At 66.4% G+C, this 25963-nt stretch carries 20 protein-coding genes; 5 read left to right on the forward strand and 15 right to left on the reverse strand.

Annotated elements, in window-relative coordinates; all coding sequences use genetic code 11:
• Window positions 1–57: 57 nt before the first annotated feature.
• Both ACZ1J6_RS04945 and ACZ1J6_RS04950 read right to left on the reverse strand, forming a co-directional pair.
• On the reverse strand, window positions 58–2313 hold the full coding sequence (locus tag ACZ1J6_RS04945) for a TonB-dependent receptor (RefSeq protein ID WP_465127055.1): 2256 nt from the start codon (window positions 2311–2313) through the stop codon (window positions 58–60).
• A 363-nt stretch (window positions 2314–2676) separates the two neighbouring features.
• On the reverse strand, window positions 2677–3789 hold the full coding sequence (locus ACZ1J6_RS04950; protein ID WP_134095609.1) for an ROK family transcriptional regulator: 1113 nt from the start codon (window positions 3787–3789) through the stop codon (window positions 2677–2679).
• 148 nt (window positions 3790–3937) lie between these two features.
• On the opposite strand from ACZ1J6_RS04950, the gene ACZ1J6_RS04955 reads away from it, so the two are divergent.
• The 3 genes from ACZ1J6_RS04955 (at window position 3938) to ACZ1J6_RS04965 (ending at window position 8704) form a co-directional block, all read left to right on the forward strand.
• Window positions 3938–6430, forward strand: coding sequence for a TonB-dependent receptor (locus ACZ1J6_RS04955; RefSeq protein ID WP_431567707.1), 2493 nt, complete (start codon window positions 3938–3940; stop codon window positions 6428–6430).
• The gene (locus tag ACZ1J6_RS04960) at window positions 6430–7608 is read left to right on the forward strand and encodes a YdcF family protein (protein ID WP_431567656.1); all 1179 of its coding nucleotides are present in this window, start codon (window positions 6430–6432) and stop codon (window positions 7606–7608) included. Before ACZ1J6_RS04955 ends, ACZ1J6_RS04960 begins: the two co-directional genes overlap by 1 nt.
• An 88-nt stretch (window positions 7609–7696) precedes the next feature.
• Window positions 7697–8704: a phospholipase C/P1 nuclease family protein gene (locus ACZ1J6_RS04965; RefSeq protein ID WP_431567657.1), complete on the forward strand. Its 1008-nt coding sequence runs from the start codon at window positions 7697–7699 to the stop codon at window positions 8702–8704.
• Here ACZ1J6_RS04965 and ACZ1J6_RS04970 read toward each other — a convergent pair.
• The 12 genes from ACZ1J6_RS04970 to ACZ1J6_RS05025 all read right to left on the reverse strand — a co-directional run bounded on the left by ACZ1J6_RS04970 (window position 8625) and on the right by ACZ1J6_RS05025 (window position 22015).
• A complete protein-coding gene (locus ACZ1J6_RS04970; RefSeq protein ID WP_465127056.1) occupies window positions 8625–10157 on the reverse strand; it encodes an MFS transporter in 1533 nt (510 codons plus the stop codon). The genes ACZ1J6_RS04965 and ACZ1J6_RS04970 overlap by 80 nt on opposite strands.
• Before the next feature lie 148 nt (window positions 10158–10305).
• Window positions 10306–12096, reverse strand: a complete 1791-nt coding sequence (locus ACZ1J6_RS04975; protein WP_134095611.1) for an ABC transporter ATP-binding protein — start codon at window positions 12094–12096, stop codon at window positions 10306–10308.
• A gap of 268 nt (window positions 12097–12364) precedes the next feature.
• Complete coding sequence (locus ACZ1J6_RS04980) at window positions 12365–12745, reverse strand: hypothetical protein (protein ID WP_431567659.1); 381 nt, start codon at window positions 12743–12745, stop codon at window positions 12365–12367.
• Window positions 12746–12887: 142 nt separating this feature from the next.
• Entirely contained in the window at window positions 12888–13955 is a 1068-nt protein-coding gene (locus tag ACZ1J6_RS04985; protein WP_431567660.1) for a phosphotransferase, read from the reverse strand.
• Window positions 13956–13957: 2 nt separating this feature from the next.
• The gene (locus tag ACZ1J6_RS04990; RefSeq protein WP_431567661.1) at window positions 13958–15172 is read right to left on the reverse strand and encodes an acyl-CoA dehydrogenase family protein; all 1215 of its coding nucleotides are present in this window, start codon (window positions 15170–15172) and stop codon (window positions 13958–13960) included.
• Window positions 15169–15714: a VOC family protein gene (locus ACZ1J6_RS04995; RefSeq protein WP_431567662.1), complete on the reverse strand. Its 546-nt coding sequence runs from the start codon at window positions 15712–15714 to the stop codon at window positions 15169–15171. The genes ACZ1J6_RS04990 and ACZ1J6_RS04995 overlap by 4 nt, the downstream gene beginning before the upstream one ends.
• A gap of 14 nt (window positions 15715–15728) precedes the next feature.
• Window positions 15729–17165, reverse strand: a complete 1437-nt coding sequence (locus tag ACZ1J6_RS05000) for a 2-oxo acid dehydrogenase subunit E2 (protein WP_431567663.1) — start codon at window positions 17163–17165, stop codon at window positions 15729–15731.
• Window positions 17166–17178: 13 nt separating this feature from the next.
• Window positions 17179–18192, reverse strand: coding sequence for an alpha-ketoacid dehydrogenase subunit beta (locus ACZ1J6_RS05005; protein ID WP_465127057.1), 1014 nt, complete (start codon window positions 18190–18192; stop codon window positions 17179–17181).
• A gap of 16 nt (window positions 18193–18208) precedes the next feature.
• Window positions 18209–19198, reverse strand: coding sequence for a thiamine pyrophosphate-dependent dehydrogenase E1 component subunit alpha (locus ACZ1J6_RS05010; RefSeq protein ID WP_431567665.1), 990 nt, complete (start codon window positions 19196–19198; stop codon window positions 18209–18211).
• Between the two features lie 47 nt (window positions 19199–19245).
• Window positions 19246–20454 carry an acyl-CoA dehydrogenase family protein gene (locus ACZ1J6_RS05015; protein ID WP_431567666.1) on the reverse strand — a complete coding sequence of 403 codons (1209 nt, stop codon included), beginning with the start codon at window positions 20452–20454 and terminating at the stop codon, window positions 19246–19248.
• 5 nt (window positions 20455–20459) lie between these two features.
• Complete coding sequence (locus ACZ1J6_RS05020) at window positions 20460–21620, reverse strand: thiolase family protein (protein WP_431567667.1); 1161 nt, start codon at window positions 21618–21620, stop codon at window positions 20460–20462.
• A complete protein-coding gene (locus tag ACZ1J6_RS05025) occupies window positions 21617–22015 on the reverse strand; it encodes a Zn-ribbon domain-containing OB-fold protein (RefSeq protein WP_431567668.1) in 399 nt (132 codons plus the stop codon). Before ACZ1J6_RS05025 ends, ACZ1J6_RS05020 begins: the two co-directional genes overlap by 4 nt.
• 139 nt (window positions 22016–22154) lie before the next feature.
• Between ACZ1J6_RS05025 and ACZ1J6_RS05030 the strand changes: the two genes are divergently transcribed.
• A complete protein-coding gene (locus tag ACZ1J6_RS05030; RefSeq protein WP_465127058.1) occupies window positions 22155–23789 on the forward strand; it encodes a GMC family oxidoreductase in 1635 nt (544 codons plus the stop codon).
• A gap of 36 nt (window positions 23790–23825) precedes the next feature.
• On the opposite strand, the gene ACZ1J6_RS05035 is transcribed toward ACZ1J6_RS05030, so the two are convergent.
• Window positions 23826–24599: a helix-turn-helix transcriptional regulator gene (locus ACZ1J6_RS05035; RefSeq protein WP_132265900.1), complete on the reverse strand. Its 774-nt coding sequence runs from the start codon at window positions 24597–24599 to the stop codon at window positions 23826–23828.
• A 167-nt stretch (window positions 24600–24766) separates the two neighbouring features.
• Between ACZ1J6_RS05035 and ACZ1J6_RS05040 the strand changes: the two genes are divergently transcribed.
• Window positions 24767–25882: an acyl-CoA dehydrogenase family protein gene (locus ACZ1J6_RS05040; protein WP_431567670.1), complete on the forward strand. Its 1116-nt coding sequence runs from the start codon at window positions 24767–24769 to the stop codon at window positions 25880–25882.
• Window positions 25883–25963 lie beyond the last annotated feature (81 nt).

Genomic DNA, 25963 nt, shown 5'->3' on the forward strand with positions numbered 1-25963 from the left:
GAGCGAAAGGGCCGCGCGGCAGTGTAGCCGGCGCGGCCCTCCCCCTGCGAAAGCCCGTCAGTAAGTGAAACGCAGCGTGGCGCCATATGTGCGCGGTGCCGCCCGCGCGGTGGTGGCGCCCAGCCCGGTGGAAATCTTCTGCTGGAAATACTTCGTGTCGGACAGGTTCTTCATCCAGAACTCCAGCCCCCAATGCTCGCTTGGCCGGTACTCCACCGAACCGTTGAGCAGCATGTATTCATCCTGCCGCAGCACGCCGTCCGTCTCGAAGGGGAAGCCGCTGTTGTAGCTGCCCATGACCGAGACCCGCAGTTCCTGGATTTCGTCGATCGGCACTGTCGCGCTCATGCCCAGGCTGGCCGAAAAGTCCGGCGCGGTGGGCGTCTGGAAGCCGGAGGCGTCTCCGAAACAGGTGCGGAAACCGCCCACCTGCGGCCCGGTGACCGTACCCGGAACGCTGGTGCCCGGCGCATTGCAGATCGCGGGATTGGGATAGATGAACGGCGCGCCCGCCAGTGTCTCGGTAGGGCCGAAGTAGTGGAAGCGGGAATTGAGCCAAGTGAAGCCGCCGAAAATGCGGATGCCCTGGGCAGGCGCCGCCTCGAAATCGACATCCAGCCCGTCGACTTTCACCGACGCGGCATTGAGCAGCGCTGCCGTGCCCAGCGTGCCCACCGCGGCGGAGCGGACCTGATAGTCCGAAATGTCGTAGTGGAAGATCGCCGCGTTGAGCCGCAGCGCGCGGCCGAACAGCTCCGACTTCACACCGGCCTCGTAAGCGTTGATATATTGCGGCAGCACTGGCGGAAGCTGCGGGTTCTGCAGCGAGTACGTCCCGGCCTTGAACCCGCGGTTGTAGGAGAGATAGACGCTGACGTCCTCCGTCAGTTCCTGCCGCAGGGCAGCGCGCCAGGTGAACTTGCCGTAGCTGATCTCGTCGTCGACCGGGATGAGCGTGCCCGCCACACCGTTCACCAGCGCGGCATAGCCGCCGCCCAATTGGCGCTTGTCCTTGGTATAGCGGACACCGCCCGTCAGCTTGGTGGTCGGCGTCAGCGCATATGTCACTTCGCCGAATGCGGCGTAGGAATCGGTGTCGAGGGTCGCGTCGATATATTGGCCGGTGTTGATCCCGCCCAGCGCCAGTCCCGCAAGCTGGGAGCGGTTGTAGACTTTGGAATGGAGATAGAACACGCCGATCTGCCAGCTGAGCGGATCGGTCTCGTTCGATGCCAGGCGCAGCTCCTGCTGGTATGCGCGCGAGCCCGATGTGAAGCCGATATGCAGGTAGGGGACCTGGGTGGCATCGACATCGAAGTCCGAACGATTGGTGCTGTCCCGCAGGGAACTGATGCTCGTCAGCCTGGCAAAGCCGAGATCGGCGTCCGCCGTCAGGCTCAGTCCCCAATTCTCCAGCTTGGTCAGCGAATAGCTGTTCGACGCGGTATCCATGCTGCCGATAGACCGGATGCCGCCGACGACGAGGTAGTCCTCATCCACGCTCCAGCCGATCGCCGTATTGTCGTTCGTCCGGTAGTAATCGCCGCCCAGCACGAATTTGACGGCATCGCTCGCCCGCATCACGATCTTGGAGCGGGCGCCCCAGTACCACATCTTCTTGATGTCCCGGTCCAGCGTGACGTTGCGCCCCCAGCCGTCCCGCTGGTCGTAGCCGGTAAGCGCCAGGTCCGCGCTGATGTTTTCCGAAACCGGGCCGCCGACGTAGGCCTGGCCCTGGATGGTGTCGTAGTTCGCATAGCCGGCCTGCGCCGTCGCTTCCAAGCGATCGCCGGGCTCCTTGGTGATGACGTGGATCAACCCGCCGAAGGCATTGCGCCCGAAGAGCGTACCTTGCGGCCCCTTCAGCACTTCCACCCGGTCTATGTTGTTGAACTGCATGACCGTGCTGGAAAGGTCCGGCATGTAGACGCCGTCGACGTAGAAGGCGTTCGAGCCCTCATCGCCGATGGAGGCATTGGTCGTGCCCACGCCGCGCACGAAGAACAGGCCGCTCGCACCCGAGCGCGAAAACTGCACCGCCGGTATCGCCTGGGTCAGGGTATTCGTTTCCGCGATTCCCGCGGAGCCGAGCGCCGCCGAGGTCACGGCGGTGATCGCGATTGGCACGTCCTGAAGATTTTCAGCGCGGCGCTGGGCCGTGACGATGATTTCCTGCAGGCCATGCGATGAATCTTGCGGGGCGGTCGCGGGATCGGGGGAGGCTTGCGTTCCCGTCGGTGCTGCAGCCTGGGCCAGGGCGGCGGGCGCGGCACAGGCCGCTGCCATGGCCAGCGCGCCCGCGCTTCGTCGCAAGGCCGGTCGCTTCGTCGATGATCGCATAACAGGCATGGCACACCCTCCTCCATCGCGCAGGGACGCCGCCGATCCGGGGGTGAGCCCCGCCACCGTCGCCGGTCAGGCCAGAGCCTTCCCCGATACGCTTTTCGATTTCGGGCCGAGCTTTCGGTCCCGTCCCCAAGCCGTGGGGAGGAGCGCGGCGGGGGTCAATCGATCGCCCCGCAATTCCTTGCGTTACTTCGCCGAGAGACAGGACACATTGCCGCAAGCGACCAGACCGAAGCCATGCCCGGTCCCTTGGCCTTGCGCGAAGGCGCAAAGAGCACAGGCAAATTCACGAGATTTCCGGGAGTTGCTCCGCCGGTCCGAAGCCTGCCCTCATTCCTGCGCCGCGAAAGCATGGATCGGCAGAAGCGCCGCTCCCAGCGTGATCGGCGATCCGCCCACGCCGGAGACGCGCACCGGCGGCCGGCGACTTTCCACGGTCTGGACCAGCGGCGCCTGCCTGAGGCGGTCCTGCAGGCCATTCAGGATGACGGAGGGCAAAGGTCCGGCCAGCACGATCGCGCCCGGATCGATCCAGGCGAAGGCGGTATTGCACACCACTTCGAGCTGGGCCGCCGCCCGGTCCATCCAGCTCTCGATGGTGCTGCGCTGTTCCGGCGCGGCGGGATCGATCTCGGACACCGACGTGATTGCGCAGCCATCCGCCCGCAGGCAGGCGAGCAGATCGAGAGGGCTCGGCCGGGGGCGATCCATCGGGAAGAGGCATCCCACTTCGCCCGCCACGCCGTATTGCCCCCGCACCAGCCGCCCGTCGACGATGACCCCGGCGCCTATGCCATAACCGAGCAGCAGGACGACGACCGTCGAAAAGTCCCGGAGCAGGCCGCCAAGGTAGAATTCCGCCAGCGCCGCGGCATTGGCATCGTTCTCCAGCCAGAGCGGCCAGCCCAGCTCGCTCGACAGGATCTGGCGCAGCGGTGAACCGCGCCAGCCGGGCAAGGCATCCACGACGCTCCACTTGTCTCCGGTAGTCGAGAGCGCCGGGCCGGGAACGGCCACGCCCATGCCCAGCATGCGGCGGCCCAGCAGATTGTGACGGCTGACGAGATCATGCGTCACTTCGCGCACCTTGCGGGCGAACTGGCGGGGATCGATGGGCTCGATCGTTTCGTGATGCGTAGCGATGGTGCCGCCTGCAAAATCGACCAGCGCGATGTCCAGCATGCCCTTGTGCGCCGTGGCGCCCACGGCATAGCCGCCCCCCGAGGCGAGTTTCAGCGGCACGGCAGGACGTCCGCGCGCGGCATGGGCGGGGTCGTCCAGTTCCTCGACCACGCCCATAGACAGGAGCGTCCGCGACAGTTTGGTAAGCGCCGCCGGGCTTATCTCCAGCCGGCTGGCCAGGGCGGAGCGAGACAAGGCCCCGGCCTTGCGCAATTCCTGGACGATCCTTCGCTGATCCTTTTCCAGGGCAGGCAAATGCATGGCGATCGGCTCCAGGCTTCGGGCACTGCCGCGAAACTGTCATAATTAATTATTTCACGAATAATAATTAAAAGCGTCATCTTCAGCCGTCAAGGGGCTTGCGCGTCGCCTCTAGAAAGGCGGCATCAACGAAATGAGGGTCCTTCCAATGCTCAAGAGCATTCTCGCTTCCGGCACGGCGCTGGCCGCCGTCTGCACCGTATTCATTGCTCCGGCCGCCGCCCAGACGGCTGCCGCGTCCACCGCTCCGGCTCAGGCCGACGACCAGTCCTCCTCGTCCGACGACATCATCGTCACCGGCTCGACCCGCGCCCAGCGCCGCTTCGACGTGTCCTACGCGATCAACACCGTTTCGCAGGAAGACATCCAGAAGATCGCGCCCGTGAACTTCGCGGACCTGATCGGCCAGCTGCCCGGCTTCCAGACCGAGATCACCGGCGGCGAAGTGCAGAACATCTATCGCATCCGCGGCCTGCCCAACGACGGCGGCTTCGTCAGCTTCCAGCAGGACGGCCTGCCGCTGTTCCACGAGAACGACGGCGTGTTCTTCCGCGGCGACGCGATCCTGAAACAGGACCTCATGACCGACCGCGTCGAAGTGGTCCGCGGCGGCCCGGCCCCCGTCTACGCTAGCTACTCGGGCGCGATCATCAACGCCATCACCGTGACCGGCAGCGACGTGGCGCGCGGCAAGGCGCAAGTGACGCTGGGCGATACCGGCCTCTACCGCCTCGACGCCTATCAGGCCGGCCCGCTGGGCGAGAAGACCTACTACGCGATCGGCGGCTTCATGCGCTATCATGACGGCTACCGCGACAACGGCTTCCCCAACGACAAGGGCGGCCAGATCCGCGCCAATATCAAGCATGAAATGGACAACGGCTTCATCAAGCTGAACGTCAACTACGTCAACGATCACAACGTCTTCTACCTGCCGATCCCGACCAACAACCCGCTGACCGGCGAATCGCTGAACCAGTACATCGACTATTTCGACGGCACGATGAACTCGCCGGCGTTCCGCCACGTCAACCTGAAGTACCGCGACGGCAACGGTGTCGTGCAGAGCCGCAACAGCGACCTGTCGGATGGTCGCCACATGCAGATGCTGAACTTCGGCGTTCACTACGAAGGCGATTTCGACGGCTGGCTGGTCACGGCCGCGGCGGGCTATACCCAGGGCAAGAACGACTTCACCGCGTTCTATTCGACCACCAACCCGGTCGACGCCAATGCTTTCGCCAACACTTATCTCAACCGCTCCGGCGGCGCTGCCTTCGGCGCCACGCGCTTCGGCTATGTGCTGGCCGGAACCAGCACCGTCTACGATCCCTATGCGGCCTCGGGCCTGGTCATGCAGGGCCAGTACCGCGACATCCACTCGAAGTTCTACTCGGGCCAGGCCAATCTCTCGGTCGCCAAGCAGTTCGAGACGGGCATCGGCAGCCATGACATCAAGCTGGGCCTTTACGGCAGCCTCTATGGCGAAGACAGCCGCACGCTTTATCAGAACTACCTGATCGAAGTGGCGGGCGAACCGCGCACCCTGGACCTCGTCGGCTACAACGCTGCCGGCGCCGTTGTGGGCCGCGTTACCGACAACGGCGTGCTCAACTACGCCGCCACGCTCAACCAGGGCGATTCCGACGCCAAGATGTTCGCGGTCTATGCCAACGACACCTGGGAAATCGTGCCGGGCCTGCGCATCGATGCCGGCATCCGCCACGAACGCTACAGCTACAAGGGCTGGGCCGCACTCACCACCCAGATCAACCTGGGCGATGCGACCACCCTGGCCGACGACACGACCCGCGCCTTCACCGGCGTGATCCTGAACCAGAAGCTGAAGCCCAACGTCACCAACTGGACGGTCGGCGCCAACTACGACTTCACCAGCAATATCGGCGTCTACGGCCGCGCCTCGCACCTGGAGACGCCGCCGAACGTCCAGACCGTGATGAGCATCAACCCGACGATCATCACCACCGTGGCCGACCAGTTCGAAGCCGGCCTCAAGTTCGCCTCGGGCCGTTCGTACCTTTACGTGACCGGGTTCTACACCAACTTCGACCCGCTCAACGCCTCGTTCCTCGCGTTCGATCCGACCACGGGCCGCAATGACGTGAACGTACCCTTCATCGGCGAAGCGCAAGTCAAGGGTATCGAATTCGACGGCGCCTGGTCGGTCACCCCGTGGTTCACGCTGAACGGCGCTCTCACGGTCAGCGATCCGAAGTACAAGAACTTCCAGAGCGCCACCGGCGCCGATCCGGAGCAGGCCGAAGGCAACCAGATCGTCCGCCAGCCGAAGGTCTACGGCAACATCCGTCCGAGCTTCAACTTCTCTACCGACGACACCGACATCTCGGTCTATGGACGCTACACCTACATGGGCAAGCGCTTCGTGGACCTCTACAACAACACCGCGCTGCCGGCCTATGGCACGATCGGCGCGGGCTTCACGGTCTCGCACGGTACCTGGCAGCTTCAGGTGGTGGGCGACAACCTGTTCAACGCCCATGGCCTGACCGAAGGCAATACCCGCACCGACTCGCTGGCCGGCCAGGGCAGCGCGGAAGCGATCTACGGCCGCCCGATCTTCGGCCGCAACTTCCGCCTGGTCGTGAGCAAGTCCTGGTAATGCGCGTAAAAGCGTACCGGATGGCGGCGCCGCTCGTCGCTGCCGCCATGCTCTCGCTCGCTTCCGTCCCGGCTTCGGCCGGGGCGGTTCGCGACGTCCAGGCAGAAGCCCTGTCCAACCGGCTGTTCCCCCTGCTCGGGGCTCTCGGCCAGGACACTTCGGCGATGGCCGCGCTCATGGCCAGGCCCGAGGTCGCCGCGATGCTGCGCGCCCGCCAGGAACGCCGCGAAGCCTGCGCGGCAGACCTCGGCTGCCTGGCCCAGGCCATGATCTGGACGCCGGCCGAAAGCGCCGCGCTCTCCGGCGCGGCGGTCCAGCCGGCCAACCTCGGCAGAGCGGATGACGGCACCGCGGCCCAGGCCGCGCGCGAGATCGCCGGCGTCAACGCCATCGTGCGAACGTTCGGTCTCGGTCAGGTACCCGCCTATCCGCAGATCGACGGTGCAGGCACGATCGACCCGCAGGAAGCCCGCGCCCGGCTCCAGGCCGCGGCATGGCTGGCCCAGACCCCGCGCGCATCTTCGGTCCAGGCGCTGGACCCCAGCATCGAGTTCGCGCTCGCCCTGCTCGACGGCAGCGACCGGACGGACGCCATCGGCTTCGAACCGCTCATGGGCGGCCTCAACGCCCCGGCCATGAAGCGTGCCAAAAGTCTCGACTGGAAACGCTACCGCTACAGCGCGATGATCGTCACCGGCGTGGGTCCGGAAGTGGACGACATGGCGGTCAGCCCCTTCGGGAAGTACCACTTGCGCCTTGCCGCCAGCCGTTTCGCGGCCGGCGACGTGCCGTTCATCATCGTCACCGGCGGCCGCGCCCATCCCCGCGCCACCCGCTTCGTGGAGGCGGAGCAGATGCGCAAGGCGCTGATCGAGCGCTACGGCGTGCCGGCTGAGGCCATCGTCATCGAGCCTTACGCCCGCCACACCACCACCAACTTGCGCAATGCCACGCGCCTGCTGATGGCCATTGGCGCGCCGCTCGACAAGGATACGGTGATCGTCTGCAACCCCGGCCAGAGCGCCTCGATCGAAAGCCCCGCTTTCGTCCAGCGCAATCTTGCCGAACTGGGCTACCAGCCCGGCCAAGTCGGACGACGCGTCTCGCCGACCGAGCTGGAATTCCGCCCATCGTCGCAGTCGGCCCGGATCGATCCGCGCGACCCGCTCGATCCCTGATTTTCCGCCTTCTCGACCCCTGCCTTCTCAACCCCTGCCTTCTCGATCCCCGCCTTCTCGACCCCCGCTTTCTCGACCGGAGCCCGACATGCGCCCCTTCGTTCTCGCCGCGCTAGCCGCCGCCGTTTTCCCCGCTGCGCTTCACCCGAATGCGGCTCTCGCCTGGGGTGGGACCGCCCATGCCGTGATCGACCGCGCGGCCATCGAGGCGATCCCGGACGATGGCCCCGTCTTCCTGCGCAAACAGGTGGACTATATCGCCGGCTCCGCCTCCCTTCCGGACGGCTGGCGCGGGGATAGCGAGCCGTTCTCCAAGATCGAGGAAGATCCGAACCACGGCTGGTTCAAGGAACAGTTCGCTTTCCTCAAGCCGATCCCGCGGTCGCGCTATGCTTTCGTGATCGCGCTCTACAAGCATTACGAGGCGATCAAGGACAAGGATCCGCTGACCGCCCAGCGCACCAATGTCCGCTGGACCGGGACGCTTCCCTATGCCGCGATGGAATCGTATGAACGTCTGATCGCCTGCATGCGCCAGATCCGTGCCTTGCGCGCCGAGGGCAAGGCGACCGCCTTTGCCGAACAGCACTGCGCCTTCCAGGTGATCCGCCTCGGCCACTATATTGGCGACGGCGCGCAGCCGCTGCACGATTCGGTCAACAGCGACGGCTGGCGGGGTGACAATCCCAAGGGCTACACGCGTGACCGCACGATCCACGGCCGGTTCGAAAGCGAGTTCGTGGACGGCATGGCCCTGACCACCGGGGACATCGCCCCCCGCATCGGCGCCGCCGGCCACCGGGAGGGCGACATGTTCGACGCCGTCCTCGCCTATCTCGACGAGGCGGCCAGTCACATGGAACAGGTCTATGTCCTGGAAAAGCGCGACCGCTTCGCGAACTTCAAGGACAAGGACGTGCGCGAACTCGTCTACGCACGCACGGCCAAGGGCGCGGCGATGCTGCGCGACATGATCTGCCGTGCCTGGGCCGAAAGCGCGGTGAAGCCCGTCCCGCTCAAGCCTTCGCCGCTCGATCCGGCCAACCCGGCCTACGACCCGGAAACCGGCTCGGCACCGGCGCAAGCGGGCGCCTGACCGGAACGACCGGGCATCCCCTCTGCTGTCCAGGCTCTCTCGCGCCGGTCCGCCCGGCCGACAGGGCGGAAAGCAGGCGGGCGTGGCGGGCATGACCGATATCGAAGCGGCGGAGCAGCAGAACCGCGGCCAGGCTTCCGGCAATGGGCACGCCCAGGCCCAGCGTCAGGATACCGGCGCGCACCAGTGCCGATTGCTCCGCCCCCGGCGTGTAGCCAAGGCTGCCGAGACACCATCCGATGGCCCCGTTCGCGGCCGCGCCGCCTGCCTTCACGATCACCAGATAGAAGGCGAAGAGCCCGGTCTCGTAGCGGCGCCCCCGCTTCCAGGCCACGAAATCCACCGTATCGGCCAGCAGTCCCCAGGGCAGCATGAAGACGCATGTGAAGGCGATGCCGATCAGCACGCCGCAAGCCAGTAGCGCGGGCGGCCAGGCCATGCAGAGACCGAAGCACGCCAGGCTTGCGGCGCAAAGCAGATGCCCCGTCCCCAGCAACCGGCTCTTGTCGTAGCGGCCGGTCAGCGGGGTCCAGAGCAGTACGCCCAGGAACTGTCCCAGCGTCACGGAGATCAGGAGCGTGCTGACCATCTCCGGCCGGTGAAAGACGTATGTGCCCATGTAAAGCAGCATCCGCTCGAACGTCGGCACGGCAAAGCCGGTGATGAGCGCGAGCACGCCCATGCCGGCGACCATCCCTTCCCGCAGAGGCACGGCGATACCGTCGCCGTCGCTCTGGCGCCCCTGGTCATGCTCCCCCGCGTCGTGCCCGCCTTCGGCGCTTGTGTCGTTCCCCGAGGCGCAGGCCGAAAAGGCGATGGTCATGGCGAACAGCAGGCCCGCCAGGCAGCCGGTCATGGCCAGAAGATCCAGCGTGCGCGTCGCCACCGCCTGCTGGACGGTCGGCATCAGCAGCGAGGCGACCGTCAGGGAGGAGGTCGTGCTGAAGAACAGGCGATATCCCGACACCCTGCCGCGCGCGCGGCTGTCCACCGTCATGCGCGCCATCAGCGCATTGTGCGGTACATCGATCACGGCATAGGCACCGCGAAACAGCAGGAGCGCCGCGGCGACCATCCAGACCCGCTCCGCACCCAGCGCCGGCAGCGCATAGAGCAGCGCGAAACCCGTGCCTCCCGGTATCGCGCCCGCCAGAATGAGCCAGCGGTAGCCCTTGCCCGCGCGGCGCAGGCGAATGACCAGCAGCGCTGCCAGCAGGTCGAAAACAAGATCGCCCGCCAGCGCAACCAGCATGAGCAGGCCCGCCACCGAGCCCGGCAGCCCGAAAAGGTCGGTCAGCAGGTAAAGAAATGTGACGTCGGCCCCGGCGAAGACCAGATTCTTGCCGAAATTGCCGCTGGCATAGCCCAGCAACCGCGCCTCACGCCCGAAGCCCGGGTTCGCCGTAACCGAATGTGTCGCTGCCCGGCGCGGGGCGGACCTGATGGATGGCACCTGCATGTCACGTCGCTGAAACGGCGCACGACCGCACGCCCTGCGCGGCCTCTAGTCGCCTGGCATTTCAGTTTTGCGACGGGCCGCGATCTTCGCTCGCCGATGAGCCTCCATGGCGAGCCGGAGCGGCCGGATATCCGCCTGCGGATCAGTGAATTTCCGCCTCCGCCGTTCCGGCCTGCCGTTCGAACAACCGGCGATATTGCCCTTGCTGCGACTTGAGCAGCGCATCGTGCGTGCCGTCCTCGACGATTTCTCCGCGATGGAAGACCAGGATGCGGTCCAGCGCGCGTACCGTGGACAGGCGGTGCGCGATGACGATGGCCGTGCGGCCGACCATCAGCCGCTCCATGGCATCCTGAATGGCCGCCTCGGATTCGGAATCGAGGCTGGAAGTCGCCTCGTCCAGGATCAGGATCGGCGCATCGGCCAGGAACGCGCGGGCTATCGCGATACGCTGGCGCTCGCCGCCCGAAAGCTTCACGCCGCGCTCGCCCACCAGCGTGCGGTAGCCTTTGGGAAGCCGCATGATGAATTCATGCGCATTGGCGAGGCGCGCAGCCTGTTCGATATCCGCGATCGTCGCGTCCGGGCGGCCATAACCGATGTTCTCGGCCAAGGTGCGGTGAAACAGGACCGGCTCCTGCGGAACGATGGCCACCTGCCGCCGCAGCGAGTTCTGGGTGGCATGGGCGACGTCCTGCCCATCGATCGTCACGCGGCCCTGCGCGACGTCGTAGAGCCGCTGGATCAGTTTGACGAAGCTGGTCTTGCCCGAACCGGAGGGCCCCACCAGCCCCACGCGTTGCCCAGCGGGGATCGTCACGTCCAGGTCCCGGAACAGCGGCTTGTCCTGCCCGGCATAGTGGAAAGTCACGGTGTCGAAGCGGATCGCGCCATCGGCGATGCGGATCGGACCGGCATCCGCGCGGTCGGCCACACCCAGCGGTTCGTCGTGGAGCTGGACCAGTTCCTCCATCTCGTTCACCGAGCGCTGCAGCATGTGAACGTGCTGCCCGATGTCGCGCAGATAGCCGTTGAGCACGAGGTAGCTCGTGATGACGTAAGCGACGTCGCCCGGGCTGGCCTCGCCCCGCATCCACAGCCACAGCGCGGCAGCCGTCACCGCCGCGCGCACCAGCCAGAGCAGGCTGGTCTGCCCGCTGCCCGCCCAGGTGAAGGCCATCCAGGTCCGCCGCGTCCGCTGCCGCCACTTGGCGACCGTGCGGCCGAGCAATTCCTCCTCGCGTTCCTCGCCGCCGAACGCCTTGACCACGGCGTTGGTGCCGATCGCGTCGGCCAGGATGCCGCCGATCCGCGTGTCCCACTGGTTGGAAAGCCGCGCGATCGGCGCCAGCACCCGCATCGCCAGCCCCACGGTCAGCGCGATATAGGCGAAAGCGCCGATCGCCATGACCAGCCCGAGCACCGGCCAGTGCAGGGCCAGCAGAATCACGGTAGCCGCCAGGACCGTCAGCGAAGGCAGGAGGGAGAGCAGCAGCACGTCGTTCAACGTGTCGAGCGCCCACATTCCACGGGTGATGCGCCGCACGGTGGAGCCGGAAAAGGCATTGGCGTGCCAATCGGTGGAAAGGCGCTGCACGCGGGCGAAGGCCTCCTGCGTCACATCGCGCATCATGTTCAGCGTCAGCGGCGTGATCGCCCACCAGCCGAGGAAACGAAAGACCACAAGGCCCAGCCCCAGCACGGTAATCGCGGCAAAAGCACGCCATGCCTCGGCCGAGGCGCCTCCGCCGACCGCGTCGATCATCCGCCCGGCATAGACCGGGACGAACACCTCGGTGACGGTCGCCACCATCATCGCGCTGCCGCAGGCCGCGGCCAGCACCGGCGCGCGCCGCCAATGGCGGAACGTGAAAGACAGCACCTTGCGCAGGACCGCGGCGCGCGGGAACAGGTCTTCGTCGGTATCAGTCATGAGGTTTTTCCGCGCGGCCTTGCGCGGTCCCGGTTCGGCAATTGTCAGGAGCGACCCGGCGATACCGGATCTAAGTCGGGAGGCGGCCGCCCGAGCCTGAGCATCGGGACGCCGGGTTCGGGACTCTTGCCGTCAGTTCGGCGCGCGGAAGGGACTGTACGGATAGTTCATCTTCGCCCTCCCTCGTCACGGCAGGCGCCCATGCCCTGCTGGTCCGGCAGTCCTTAGCAGAAACGGGATGCAAGGACCAGACGGAGCAGCGCCTGTTTCAGCCCGAAGGCAAACCGGCACTATCGGGTGCCTGCTGGCGCAGCGCCTTGCCACGGCGCACGCGCGCTTTTTCGGGCAGAGGGGCGAGACGGCCCACGACTTCCTCCATCGGCGTCCCCGGCGGCACGAGATGAACCGTAGAGGGCCCGCTCGCCTGGACGAGACAGACCGCGTTCTTCGGACAGATATCGAGGCAGGAGACCGGAACCACCTTGTAGCGCCCCTGAGACTTCAGCGCCGACTTGAGCGCTTTCTCCAGGCGCTTGTCGCCGTCCTTGCCGAAACCGCCGTGGACCTTCCTGCTGCACTTGCGGCACACCAGCAGGACTTCGTCCCACTTGGCCGAAACATTGCGTAAAGGGCGGTGCTGGCTCGACATGCTGGTTTCCTGTTTTCGCGCGCCGGGCGCGAGGCTTCGGGACGATGCTGACAGGATCACAGCGCGCCGGCGAACGGGAAGTTTCGCTTTCTGATGACGGAAACGACGATCAGGCCGCTCGTTCCGGCCACCGTCGCGAGCTTCAGCCCACGGCTTCCAGGCTTTCACGCGCCATGCGGGCCAGGACGGGAAAGCTCTCGGCCCGGTTCGCCGCCTGGGCATTGGCGGCATTGCCGCGCAGGACGCGGCCCTTGATGCCGTGGAAGATCGCCGCGAGGCGGAAGAGGTTGAAGGCGACGTAGAACTCGTAGTTCGCGATGCCGTCCCGCCCCGTCCGCGCGCAATAGGCGGCTACGTAGTCCTCTTCGGGAGGGATGTTGAGCGCCCCGAGGTCCGCGCCGATGAGGCCGGGCACGATCTCCGGCGGCATCCGGTACATCAGCGTGTGATAGGCGAAATCCGCCAGCGGATGGCCCAGCGTGGAAAGCTCCCAGTCCAGCACCGCCAGCACCCGCGGCTCGGTGGGGTGGAAGATCATGTTGTCGCAGCGGCAGTCGCCGTGGATCACCGAAGTCTCGTCACCCGGCGGGATCAGGCCGGGCAGCGCTTCCACCAACGCATCCATATCGGCATTGCGACCGGCGAGTTCGTCCGCCTGGTACTGTTTCGTCCAGCGGCCGATCTGGCGTGCGAAGTAATTGCCCGGCTTGCCATAGTCGCCCAGCCCCGCCCTTACCGGGTCTATGGCATGAAGCGCGGCCATCGTCGCATTCATCGCGTCGAAGTAGGCCGGCCGTTCCTCGCGCGAGACTTGCGGGAAGGTCGCATCCCAGAAGATCCGGCCCTCCACCATGTCCATCACGTAGAACCAGGTGCCGATCACGGCATCGTCAGTGCAGAGCCCATGGATGCGCGCCACCGGAAAGCCGGCCGCGCCCAGCGCCATCTGCACCCGTGCCTCGCGGTCCACCGCGTGCGCGCCGGGTAGCAGATCGCCCGGCGGCTTGCGGCGCAGGACATAGCTGCGCGCGGGGGTGCAGAGCCGGTAAGTCGGGTTGGACTGTCCGCCCTTGAACTGCTCCACCCTGAGCGGCCCCGCGAAACCCTCGACATGCGCCGCCATCCAGCGCGCCAGCGCCGCTTCGTCGAAGCGATAGCCTTCGCGGACGGGCACGGTACCCGCGTTGTCGGCGGCAAGGTCGACGGCCATGGCTACGCCGCCTGCTCGGCGCGGGTCGCTTCCTGCGCCTGCTTCCACTCGCGCTTGATCTTCTTGGCGAGCGACCATTTGTGCACTTCGGTCGGCCCGTCATAGATGCGGAAGGCGCGGATTTCGCGGAACACCTGCTCCACGATCGTGCGGTCGGTTACGCCGATGCCGCCCATCACCTGCACGCAGTTGTCGGCAATCTTCATCAGTGCCTCGCTGACCGAGACTTTGGCCATCGAGCTTTCGACCGTGCCCAGCGATCCGCCGTCCAGCACGCCCGCGCACCAGTCTATCATCAGCCGGCACTGCTGGATGAGGATACGGTTCTCCGCCAGCATGAAGCCCACGCCTTCGTGATCGATCAGCGTCTTGCCGAAGGCCTCGCGGCGGCAGGCATAGTCCACCGCGATTTCGTGCGCGCGCATGCAGGATCCCAGCCAGCGCATGCAATGCGACAGGCGCGCCGGGCTCAGGCGCACCTGCGCATACTTGAAGCCCTCTCCCGGCTCGCCGAGCATATGCGCGGCGGGAACCCGAAGTTCCCGGATCGTCACCGTGGAATGACCGCCCGGCATTGAAGTGTCGATGGTGTTCGGCACTTCATCGATCACGATGGCGGGATCGGGCAGGTCGACCAGGAACATGCAGGCTCCGCCCTTGCTCGCCTCGTCCACCGAAGCGGCCATGACGATGCCGACCATCGCCCCCTTGGCGCCGGTGATGAAGGTCTTGCGCCCGTCGATCACCCAGTCCCCGCCATCGCGGCGGCAGGTGGTCTTCATCATCGACGGGTCGGACCCCGCGCCGCCCCAGTCGGCCGGCTCGGTCATGAAGAAGGCGGAGCGGCCCCTGCCCTCCACCAGCGGCGTCAGGAACCTGTCCTTCAGCGCGGGCGAGCCGACATGGCCGATCAGGTACATGTTGCCCTCATCGGGCGCCATGGTGTTGCAGGCCAGCGGGCCGAGCGGCGAAAGGCCGGAGCGGATCAGCACTTCGGCCGTCTCGCGCTGGGTCAGGTGGCTGCCGTCATCGCGGATATGCGGCGTGAGCACGCCCGCCGCGCGCGCCTTGCCGCGCAGGTCCATGACCAGTTCGTCGGTCGGCGCGCCGTGATGGTCGCGGCGCGGATCCTGCTCGTAAGGCAACACGATTTCGCGGACGAAGCTCTCCACGCGGTCGGCCATGGCCATGGCCTGGGCGGAAATCGGCGCGGTCATTGCAGCACCCGCACGGGATCGCTGCCATCCCAGTCGCGCGCGGCCTCTTTCATCATTTCGAATAGACCTTCTGATCCAGCCATGGGCTGGAGATATTCGATCACGAAGCCCGGACCCTGGCCGGGATCGACGTAAATCACCTCGCCGTCGTCCCCCACTTTGCCCTCCACGATCACGTCCGCACCCACTTCCGCGCAGGCACGGCGCGCCTCGGCAATGTCCTTCACGAAGACGCAGACGTGGTGCAGCCTATCGCGCACGGCATATTCGCCGGTGTAGAGCGAGGGCTCTTCACTCTCGGTGCGGATCAGCTCGATCTGGATATCGCCCCAATAGCCGATCGCCATGGAGAACGTCGCGTCGGTAGGCTGGCCCTTGTACTTCATCTCGCCGAGCCGCACGTCGTTGAGCACGAAGAACGGCCCGACGCCCACGGTTTCGATCCAGTACTTCAGCGCCGCGTCGAAATCGGTGGGGAAATAGGCAAGCTGGATCACCTCGCCCAAGGCTTTGAGAGGTCCCGGTCTGGCGGAACTGGTCATGGGGTGTCCTTCAATCAGGCGAAGAGGCCTTGGGGTTCTTCGATCAGGGTCTTGAGCGTCTGGAGGAACTGCGCGCCGGCAGCCCCGTCGATCGCGCGGTGGTCTACCGAGAGCGTGAAAGCGATCCGCGTCTCGAACGCCACGCCGCCGCCCGCCGTCTCCACCGGCTGGCGCTGCGCCGCGCCGACGGCCAGGATCGCGCCCTGCGGCGGGTTGATGATCGCATCGAAGTTCTCCACCCCGAACATGCCGAGGTTGGAGACAGAGAACGTACCACCCTCCATGTCCTCCATGCCCAGTCCGCGACCTTGCGCCTTGTCGATCAGGCGGCGGGTTTCGGCAGCAAGCTGGTCGATCCGCATGCGGTCGGCCTGCCGCACGACCGGGGTCACGAGGCCCTTCGGCCCTGCAACCGCGATCGAGACGTCGGCATGGGGGAAGCGGTAGATGTCGGTGCCGTGGACCTGTACGTTGACCTCGGGATGACGGACCAGCGCGATGGCGCAGGCCTTGACCACCCAGTCGTTCACCGAGGCCTTGCAGCCGAGCACGAGATTTGCGCTCTTGCGCAGTTCCAGCAGGGCATCGGCGCGGGCGGACAAGCGCAAGTAGAAGTGCGGAATTTCCTGCTTCGCCTGCGTCAGCCGCTGGGCGACGACCTTGCGGATGCGATCGAAGGGAACGATTTCGGGCCGGTTCTGCCCCGCGACGAACTCAGGTGCAGCGAGCGAACCGGAACTTGCCGGTGCCGGGACAAGTGCCAGCACATCCGCCTTGGAAATACGCCCGCGCGGGCCGGTGCCCTTCATGCCCGCCAGCGCAAGCCCATGGAGCGCGGCGAGGCGGCGAGCGAGCGGGGAGGCGAAGATTTTCCCATCCTCCTCGAGCTGGGCCAGCGCACCTTTCAGTACCGGGCTAGCCGGGCCGCGCATCGCCTTGACCACGTCCTGATGGGTGATCCTGCCCTGACGGCCGGAACCCTCGATATCCGAGATATCGACGCCCTCCTCCTCGGCCAGACGCAGTGCCTCGGGGCTGATCGGGCGGTTAGTATCGATCGGGACGCGCACCCGTTCCGGCGCGCCGACAGCGGCGCCCACCGGCTCGGGCACGGCCGCCTTGGCCTTCGATGCGCCTTGCGCCACGCCGCCCTCGGCGGGGGTGAAGGCGGCAATGAAGGCCTCGATCTCGTCCTCGGAATGGGCCCCCTCGTCGAACACCGCCAGCAGCGCGCCCACCGGCTCTGCCTCGCTACCACCGGAGATCAGCACGCGGCGCACGGTGGCGTCGTATTCGGCCTCCACCTCGTTGGTGATCTTGGCGGTTTCGATCAGGCACAGCGTCTGGCCGCGCGTGAACGCATCCCCTTCCTTGACCATCCATTCGGCCACGGTGCCTTCGGTCATCTCGATGCCCCACTTGGGCATCGTGAAAGCGCGGATTCTGCTCATGACAGCGCCCCCCTCACCGGTATGCCAGCGTCTTGCGGACGGCGGCGGCCACTTTCGCGGGGCTCGGCAGATAGGCGCCTTCCAACTCGCGGGCGAAGGGCACCGGGGTATGCGGCGCGGTGACCATCTCGATCGGCGCCTTCAGGCTGGCGAATGCCTTGCTGGCCACCAGCGCGGCAATGTCGGTGGCCAGACTGCACCGCGGCGGAGCCTCGTCCACGATCACCAGTCGCCCGGTTGCTTCCACGGAATCAAGGATCGCTTCCTCATCGAGCGGGGAAGTCGTGCGGAGGTCGATCACGTCGCAGCCGATACCGTCCTGCGCCAGATCGTCGGCCGCCGTCTCGGCATAGCCGACCATCATGCCGGAGGCGACCACGGTAACGTCCTCGCCCGCCCGCGCCAGTCGCGCGTGGCCGAAGGGGATCACGAAGTCCGGATCGTCTGGCACTTCGCCCGTCATGGCGTAGAGGAACTTATGTTCGAGGAAGACCACCGGATCGTCGTCGCGGATCGCCTGCCGCAGCAAACCGCAGGCATCGGCCGGAGTGGCCGGCATAACGACCTTCAGGCCAGGCATGGAGGTGACGAACTGGCTGATCATCTGGCTGTGCTGCGCGGCGGCGTTGTAACCCGCGCCGCAGGGCATGCGGATCACCGCAGGACAGACCGACTTGCCGCCGAACATGTAGCGGAACTTGGCGATCTGGTTCCACAGCTGGTCCATGCAGACGCCGATGAAGTCCGCGAACATGATCTCCGCCACCGGCCGCTTGCCCGCCAGCGCCAATCCGCCCGCCGCACCCATGATCGCGCTTTCGCTGATCGGGGTGTCGATCACCCGGTCCGGCCCGAAGGCGTCGTAGAACCCGGTGGAGGTGGACCAGATCCCGCCGATCGCCTCCGGCCCGCCCGCCGTGCCCATGCCGCCGACCACGTCCTCGCCTAGCACGACGACGCGCGGATCGCGCTGCATTTCCTGGAATATCGTGCCGCGTATGGCGTCGCGGTACATCATCTTTGCCATGTGCTTCGCTCCGCCGTCAGTAACTGATGTAAACGTTTTCGAGGACGTTCTCGGGCTGCGGCCGCGCCGCCGCGCGCGATGCCGTGACGGCATCCTCAATGGCCTGCAGGGCGTCCGCATCCACCGCGTCGAGGTCCTCGCCCGTCAGCAGCTTCGCGCCGGTCACCCGCTCGCGGAAGTGACGAAGACAGTCGCGGGTGGCGCGCAGGCGATCCAGTTCGCCCTCGCCGCGATAGCGCTGGGGATCGCCCTCGAAGTGGCCGAAGAAGCGTTCGGTATCGAACTCCACCGCTGCCGGGCCATTGCCGGGGGTGCGGACGAATTCCAGGACCTCGCCAAAGGTGTCGAAGACCGAGAAGAAGTCCGTCCCGTCCGCGCGCCAAACCTTCATGCCGAAGGCCTCGGCGCGGCTGGCGATGTCCTGCGCGGTGCCCACGGCATAGGCATCGCCGGTATGCTCCGAATAGTGGTTGTTCTCGAAGACGAAGATCGCCGGCGCCTTGGTGACGACGGCCAGGTTCATCGCCTCGAACGTGGTGCCCTGGTTGCAGGCGCCGTCGCCCGAGAAGGCGATGGAGACGGCCAGCTTGCCGTTCTCGTCCGGGCCGTCGATCTTGTTCGAAAGCGCCGCGCCCACCGCGATCGGCGCGCCCGCGCCGACGATGCCATTGGCGCCCAGCATGCCCTTGTCGATATCGGCGATGTGCATGGAGCCGCCCTTGCCGTTGCAAAGGCCCTCCTGGCTGCCCCAGATCTCCTTCATCATGCCGGTCACGTCGCAGCCCTTGGCCAGGCAGTGACCGTGGCCGCGATGGGTGGAGACGATCTTGTCCCGCTCCGAAAGATGCTCGCAGACGCCCACCGCCACGGCTTCCTGCCCGCAGTAGAGGTGGGTGAAGCCGGCGATCTCGCCAGTCTGGATCTCTTCGTGAAGGCGTTCCTCGAATTCGCGGATCAGCTTCATCTGCCGATAGGCGCGGGTCAGCGCCTCGCGGTTCAGTTGCATGCCAGCTTCCTCTCCCGTTGTCGTCCGCATCGCTTCACGGTTCCTTTTCAAAGACCAAGCACGGACTTGGCGATGATGGTGCTCTGCACCTCGTTTGTCCCGCCGAAAATCGTCCAGGCCCGGCTGTTGAGATAGCGCGCGGCGGCAACTTGCGCGGCGCGAGAATGGACCGGCTCCGGCGCGTTGTCGCCATAGAGCGGGCGTGAGGTTTCCAGCTGGAGCCCGGCGATGCCGAACAGGTCCACGGCCAGAAGGTCGATCTCCTGCCGCAAGTTGGATGCCAGCAGTTTGGTCAGCGAGGTCTGCGGCCCCGGCTTGCGGCCCTTGGCGATCTCCGAGATGATCTTCAGTTCGATCATCTCCAGCGCCTCCACGCCGAGCCGCGCTTTCGCCATCCGGCGCCGCCAGTCGGTGCTGTCGGCCAGCGCCCCGCCGCGCCCGTCGCTTTCATCTTTCGCGGCCGCCTCGATCTGGGCGAGATCATAGCCCAGTTTGGGCGCATGGCACGATCCGCCGCGCTCGTTTTCGAGCAGGAACTTGGCGATGGTCCAGCCCTCGCCCTCGGCGCCGACGAGGTTCTCGACCGGCACGCGCACGTCTTCCAGGAAGACCTGGTTGACCTCATGATCGCCCGCCGTCGTCAGGATCGGCCGCACCGAGACGCCGGGGCTGGCCAGGTCGATCAGCAGGAACGAGATGCCCGCCTGCTTCTTCACCTCGGGATCGGTGCGCACCAGCGTGAACATGCCGTTGGCGTGATGGGCATGGGTGGTCCAGATCTTCGATCCGTTGACGATGTAGTGCTCGCCATCCCGTACCGCGCGGGTCTTCAGGCTGGCAAGGTCGGACCCTGCACCGGGCTCGGAAAAGCCCTGACACCAGTAATCCTCGCCCGAAAGGATGCGCGGCAGGTAGCGCGCCTTCTGCGCCGCATTGCCGAACGTCCAGAGCACCGGGGCCAAGAGCTTCAAGCCCAGCACGGTGAGGTTGGGCGCTCCGGCGGCGGCGCATTCCTTTTCGAAAAGGTAGCGCTGAAGCGGCGTCCAGCCGGTGCCGCCATGCTCGACCGGCCACTGGTAGCCAAGCCAGCCCTTGGCATCGAGCACTGCATTCCAGGCCTGCCCGATATCCGGCTCCACGAAGACCGATGGCGTGGCGGCGGCGCCCGCTTTCACCGCATCGGGCAGGTTCTCGCGCAGAAACGCACGTACGTCCTGGCGGAAGGCTTCGTCGGCGGGGGAGAGTTCGATGTCCATGCGTTCTATCGTTCCAGTATCGTCACTGCCGATACGCCCGGCGCCCCGTAGACGTGGCTGTAGGCGGTCTTCGGCTGATGAGGCACCTGACGGCCGCCACCGTCTCCGCGCAGTTGCACCACATTTTCGTAGACCTGCCGCAGCCCCGAAGCGCCGATCGGCTCTCCGCAGGCAAGACAGCCGCCATCGGTGTTGACCGGCAGCGCGCCGCCGATCTCGGTGCGGCCCTCGGAGAGCCAGCGTTCCTGATCGCCATCGGCGCAGAAGCCGTTTTCCGCCATGTGCATGATCTCCGCGCCCGCTTCGGTGTCCTGAAGCTGAGCCACGTCGATATCGACGGGTCCGATGCCCGCGAGGCGGAAGGCGTCGGCGGAGGCAATGCGCGTGGCGGTGCCGCGCGGGCCACTATCGTCCTCCACCACATCCACGCTGGGCGCGAAGACCTCGAAGCTGTGCGGCGGGCGGGTGCGCATGGTCGCCGCTTTCAGGCGGACCAGCGGCTTGCCCAGTTCGCGCGCCTTCTTCTCGCTGGCGAGCACGAGCGCGACGCCGCCCTCGGCAGGCGAGCAGAACATATACTTGGTATAGGGGTCCGAAACGAGCGGCGCGGCCAGGATTTCCTCGATCGGCACCGGCTGGCGGCGCCAGGCATGCGGCGCATGGGCACCGTTGCGGAAGGCTTTTTCGGACACCCGCGCCAGCGTTTCGGTGGAGATGCCGAACATGTGCATGTAGCGCATGATCTTCGCCGCGAAGAACTGAGTGGTGACCATGTAGCCCGCCTCCCCGTACCAGTCCGGCAGGTTGTATTCGCTGGGCAGCGCATTGAAGGCGCCGCGCGGATGCTTGTCGAACCCGACCGCAAGGCCAAGCTCGAACTCGCCCGACTTGATCGCCATCTGCGCCGAGAACAGCGCCGATCCGCCAGCCGCGCAGCCGTTGCGCACATTGATGAACTGAACGCCGGTGAGGCCCAGCCGATCGACCATCGTGTCCGGGTTTCCGGCGGCATCCGAACTGCCATAAGCGAACTGGATCTGCGGCCAGTCCACCCCGGCATCGGCCAGCGCCTGCCGCACGGCGAAGACGCCCTGGTCAAGCCCGGACAGGCCTTCGGTGCGCCCGAACGGATGGATGCCGATGCCGACGATGCAGACGTCGCTCATGCGCGGGTTCCTTCCATCGGCGCAAAGGCAGGAATGGCCAGCGGCTCGGCCGCCTCGGGATCGAGCGCCAGCGGCACGAGCCGTACCGGCATGCCGATCCGCACCGCGCCGAAATCCCCGCCCACCAGCCGTGCCTCCACGATCACTTCGCCCGGCAGTTCGACATAGGCGACGATCCACGGCGCAAAGGCTTCCGGCCCGGTATATGGCGGAGTCTTGGGGCGATAGCGCTGCACGGTGTAGGACCAGAGCCTGCCCTCCCGCGCCAGCGGCACCGGATCGCAGCTATCCCCGGCGGGACAGGGAAACACCACCCGCCCCGTCGCCCGTTCGCGGCCGCCCAGCAGCCGGGGCGGCGTCTCGTCGGTAAACAGGCCTTCGGCAATGGCGCGCATCGTTCTCCCCATCTCTCGGCTTTCGAGTCCGTTGATGTGAATGGTTTAAGCGCGCCCGCTCCCCCTTTGTGACTCATCAAAACGCTAGGGTAGCCAATGTGCCAGTTCGTGCGACGCATTGAGGCGGGAGAACGAACAGATGGCAAAGGCCTGGGACTACATCATCGTCGGCGCCGGTTCGGCCGGCTGCGTCATGGCGGAACGGCTGAGCGCCGACGGCCGGTCGCAAGTGCTGCTGCTGGAAGCGGGCGGTAGCAATGACAGTTTCTGGGTCACCTTGCCCAAGGGCGTGGCCAAGCTGGTCAAGAAGCCCGAGCACATGTGGGCCTATCCCGTCACCCAGCCGCGCGAGGAAGGCGCGAACGAGGACAGCGGCGGCGAGGTGTGGATTCGAGGCAAGGGCCTTGGCGGCTCTTCCTCGATCAACGGCATGATCTGGAGCCGCGGCGAGCCGGCGGATTACGACGCCTGGGAAAGCGAGGCCGGTGCCGTGGGCTGGAACGGCGCAAGCATGACCGAGGCTTTCCTGGAACTGGAAGACCATGCCGCAGGCGCCTCCGCAATGCGCGGCAGCGGGGGTTTGGTCCATGTCGATCCGGCTTGCTACACATATCCGCTGGCAGAGCGCATGATCGAATCCGGCGAGGCGCTGGGACTCACGCGGGTGGACGACCTCAACGCAAAAACCGGCCCGCGCGTCGGCTATTACAGCCATAACATCCGAAACGGACGCCGCGAATCCTCTGCCCGCACGTATCTGGCAGCGGCGCGCGGACGGCCGAACCTGACCGTGGTGACAGGCGCGCTGGCGGAGCGGATCGTGTTCGACGGCACCCGCGCGGTGGGCCTCGACGCCGTCGTAAACGGCCGCCCCCAGCGCTTCGATTGTTCCGGTGAGATCGTGGTGAGCGCGGGGGCCATGGAAAGCCCGCTGCTGCTGCAGCGATCGGGCATCGGCGACACCGAGCGGCTGCGGGCGGCGGGCATCGCCCCGCTCGTCCATTCACCCGACGTGGGCGAGCGGATGATCGAGCACTTGTCGATTTCGATCCCGTTCCGGCTTGAGCACGGACGCGGCACCAACCGCAGCTTCTTCGGGGTGGGCGCGGGGCTGGCCATGCTACGCTATCTGCTGCGCCATGACGGCGTGCTGGCGACCGGCCCCTTCGAAGTCGGCGCCTTCTGCAATGTCGCTCATCCCGACGGGCGCACCGACGCGCAGTTCTACCTTGGCGGCTACACTTTCAAGGTCGGCGACGACAAGGATCCGGTCCCGCTCGACAAGATCGACCCGCTCCCCGGCGTCACCATCTACGGCCAGCTGCTGCGCCTCACCAGCGAGAGCGCGGTGCGGGCTTCGGGGCCGAACTCCGCTGATCCGGCCGATATCCGCCACAACTTCCTGACGACCGAGCACGATCGCCGCTCCGCCGTCGCGCTGGTACGCAAGATGCGCGCCTTCATCGCCGAAGCGCCGCTGGGGCAGATGGTCGGACCCGAACTGGTGCCCGGCGCGGAAGTGGAGAGCGACGGAGAGATCCTGGCTGCCTTCCGCCGCCTGTCCAGCTGCGGGCTCCATGCGATCCGCTCCTGCCGCATGGGCGACGACCCTGACGCCGTGGTCGATGCCCGCCTGCGGGTGAAAGGCGTGCGCGGCGTGCGGGTAGCGGACTGCTCGGTGATGCCCGGCCATGTCACGGGGAACACCAATGCCCCCGCCATGGCGCTGGGCCTGCGCGGCGCGAAGCTGATGCTGGAAGACAGGCTGCGGTAAAGCCCGTCGCCATGCGGGACGACACGCCTTGCAACCTCAGTTGTGCAGCGAAATATACCCGAGCTGGGCGGCCTTGAAGACCGTCTGGCTGCGGTTCACCGCATTCAGCTTGGTCGCCGCATTATGGATGTGGAACCGCACCGTCGCGCGGCTGCGCGACATGATCATGCTGATCTCCAGATCGGTCTTGCCGATCGCCGCCCAGCGCAGACACTCCACCTCGCGCTTGGAAAGGCGCGAACCGGGCGGCAGAGCCTGGGTCGAACCCATCACCTGGACGTAAGTGGCGATGAACGTGCGCGCATAAAGGCCGAGCGCGTCGGACAGCCGCAGGAAATCTTCGGAAAGATCGGTCCGGTCGCGGTCCAGCGGGTTGAAGCTCACTGCGCCGATCTGCCCGAACGGCAAGTGCACCGGCACCGCGATGCAGGCCCGCGTCATGGCGCGCTGCTCGAAATTGGCGATGTCGATGGACTGGAGGTAGGCGTTGGGCTCGCGCGTGCGGAAACCTTCGGCATTGGCCCAGAACGGCTGGCTTTCGAAGCGGCAGGCGGTGGTGAGCGGGGAATCGAGCGCGATGCGCGAATTGCGCCACCAGACCCTTTCATCGTCCGCCCAGCCGAACACCTCGATGGCCAGAACCTTGCCCTCGGCATCGACCGGCGTGCGCTTGTCGGCAATGTCGTGCGCGGGGGCGGCCCTGAAACCCAGGTCCATGGCGATGCGATGGAAGGCCTCCGCCGCCGGGCGGATCTCCGCCGGCGACGAGACGCGCACGGCGTCTATGTTTTCCTGTGACAACAGCGACATGTTTTTCCTCTCTTGCCGTGGAGCTTAACGCGCCCCGGCAGGGTGCACAATTGCTCGAAAGCCCAAATCCGGCCCGTTCGGGCCTAGTCTTTTGCACACTAGTCTTTTGCCTAGCGGAGATGCTCCCACGGCTGGTGCTACATCCGTGTGACAGACGGGAGAGCCACGTGAATTTCGATCTCAGCGAAGACGAGGAAATGCTCAAGGCGCTCACCGAGCGCTTCGTCACCAATACGTACGACCATACTAGCCGTCGCACCTTCCTGGCCGAGCCGGGCGGCTTTTCCGGCAAGAACTGGGCATTGCTGGGCGAACTGGGCCTGATCGCCGCGCCCTTCCCCGAGGAACTGGGCGGGCTCAGCCTCGACGCCACCGGCATAGCCACGATTTTCGAGGCGCTGGGACGCGGCATGGTGGTGGAGCCGCTGGCCGAGGCTTCGGTGCTGGCAGGACGCCTCTTTGCCCTGACCGCGCGCGAGGACCTGCGCGACGCATGGCTCGGCGACTTGCTCACCGGCAGCAGGCGCCTCGCCCTCGCCCATGCCGAAACCGGCATGCGGGGCGGAAGCGGCGCGATCGCGACCACGGCCACCCCGGAACAGGGCGGATACCGGCTGGACGGTGCCAAGCCCTATTCCATCGCCGGCGGCGGCGCGGACGGCTACATCGTCTCGGCGCGCCTTTCCGGCCAGGCCGGCGAACAGGCCGAAGCCATGTTCCTCATCCCCGCCGACACGCCCGGCCTCCGCCGCCGCGATTGGCCATTGGCGGACGGCTCCATCGCCTCCTCGCTGGCGCTTGAGAGTGTGCACATACCGGAAAGCCACCGCCTCCAGGGCGGCACCGCGCAGATCGAAGAGGTCCAGCAACTCGCGGATCTCGCTCGCTGCGCCGAGGCGCTCGGCATCATGGAGCGCATTTTCCACGATACCCTCGACTATGTCCGCACCCGCGACCAGTTCGGGGCCGCACTGGGCTCTTTCCAGGCGATCCAGCACCGCATGGTGGCGCAATATGCTGCCATCGAGCAAAGCCGCGCCCTGCTGAACCTCGCGCTCGTGACCTGGGAGGGCGATCGCTTCGCCGAGGCGGTAAGCGGCGCGCGCGCGTTCATCTGCGAGGCAGCGCTCACTCTGGCGCATGAGATGGTGCAGTTCCATGGCGGCATGGGCGTGACCGACGAACTGGCGATTGGGGCAGGACACAAGCGGCTGCTGGTGCTCTCCCGGTGGCCGGAAGGGCCGCAAGCGGCGCTCGATCGTTACGCCCGCCTGCTGAACTGAGCGGGGTGGCACGCTCCAGGCGCGCAGATCCTTCCTATCTCCCCTTCCTGCAATCGATCGCGCGATCGGAACGTATAGAGA

It is taken from the genome of Novosphingobium sp. BL-S-21 (assembly GCF_055521655.1).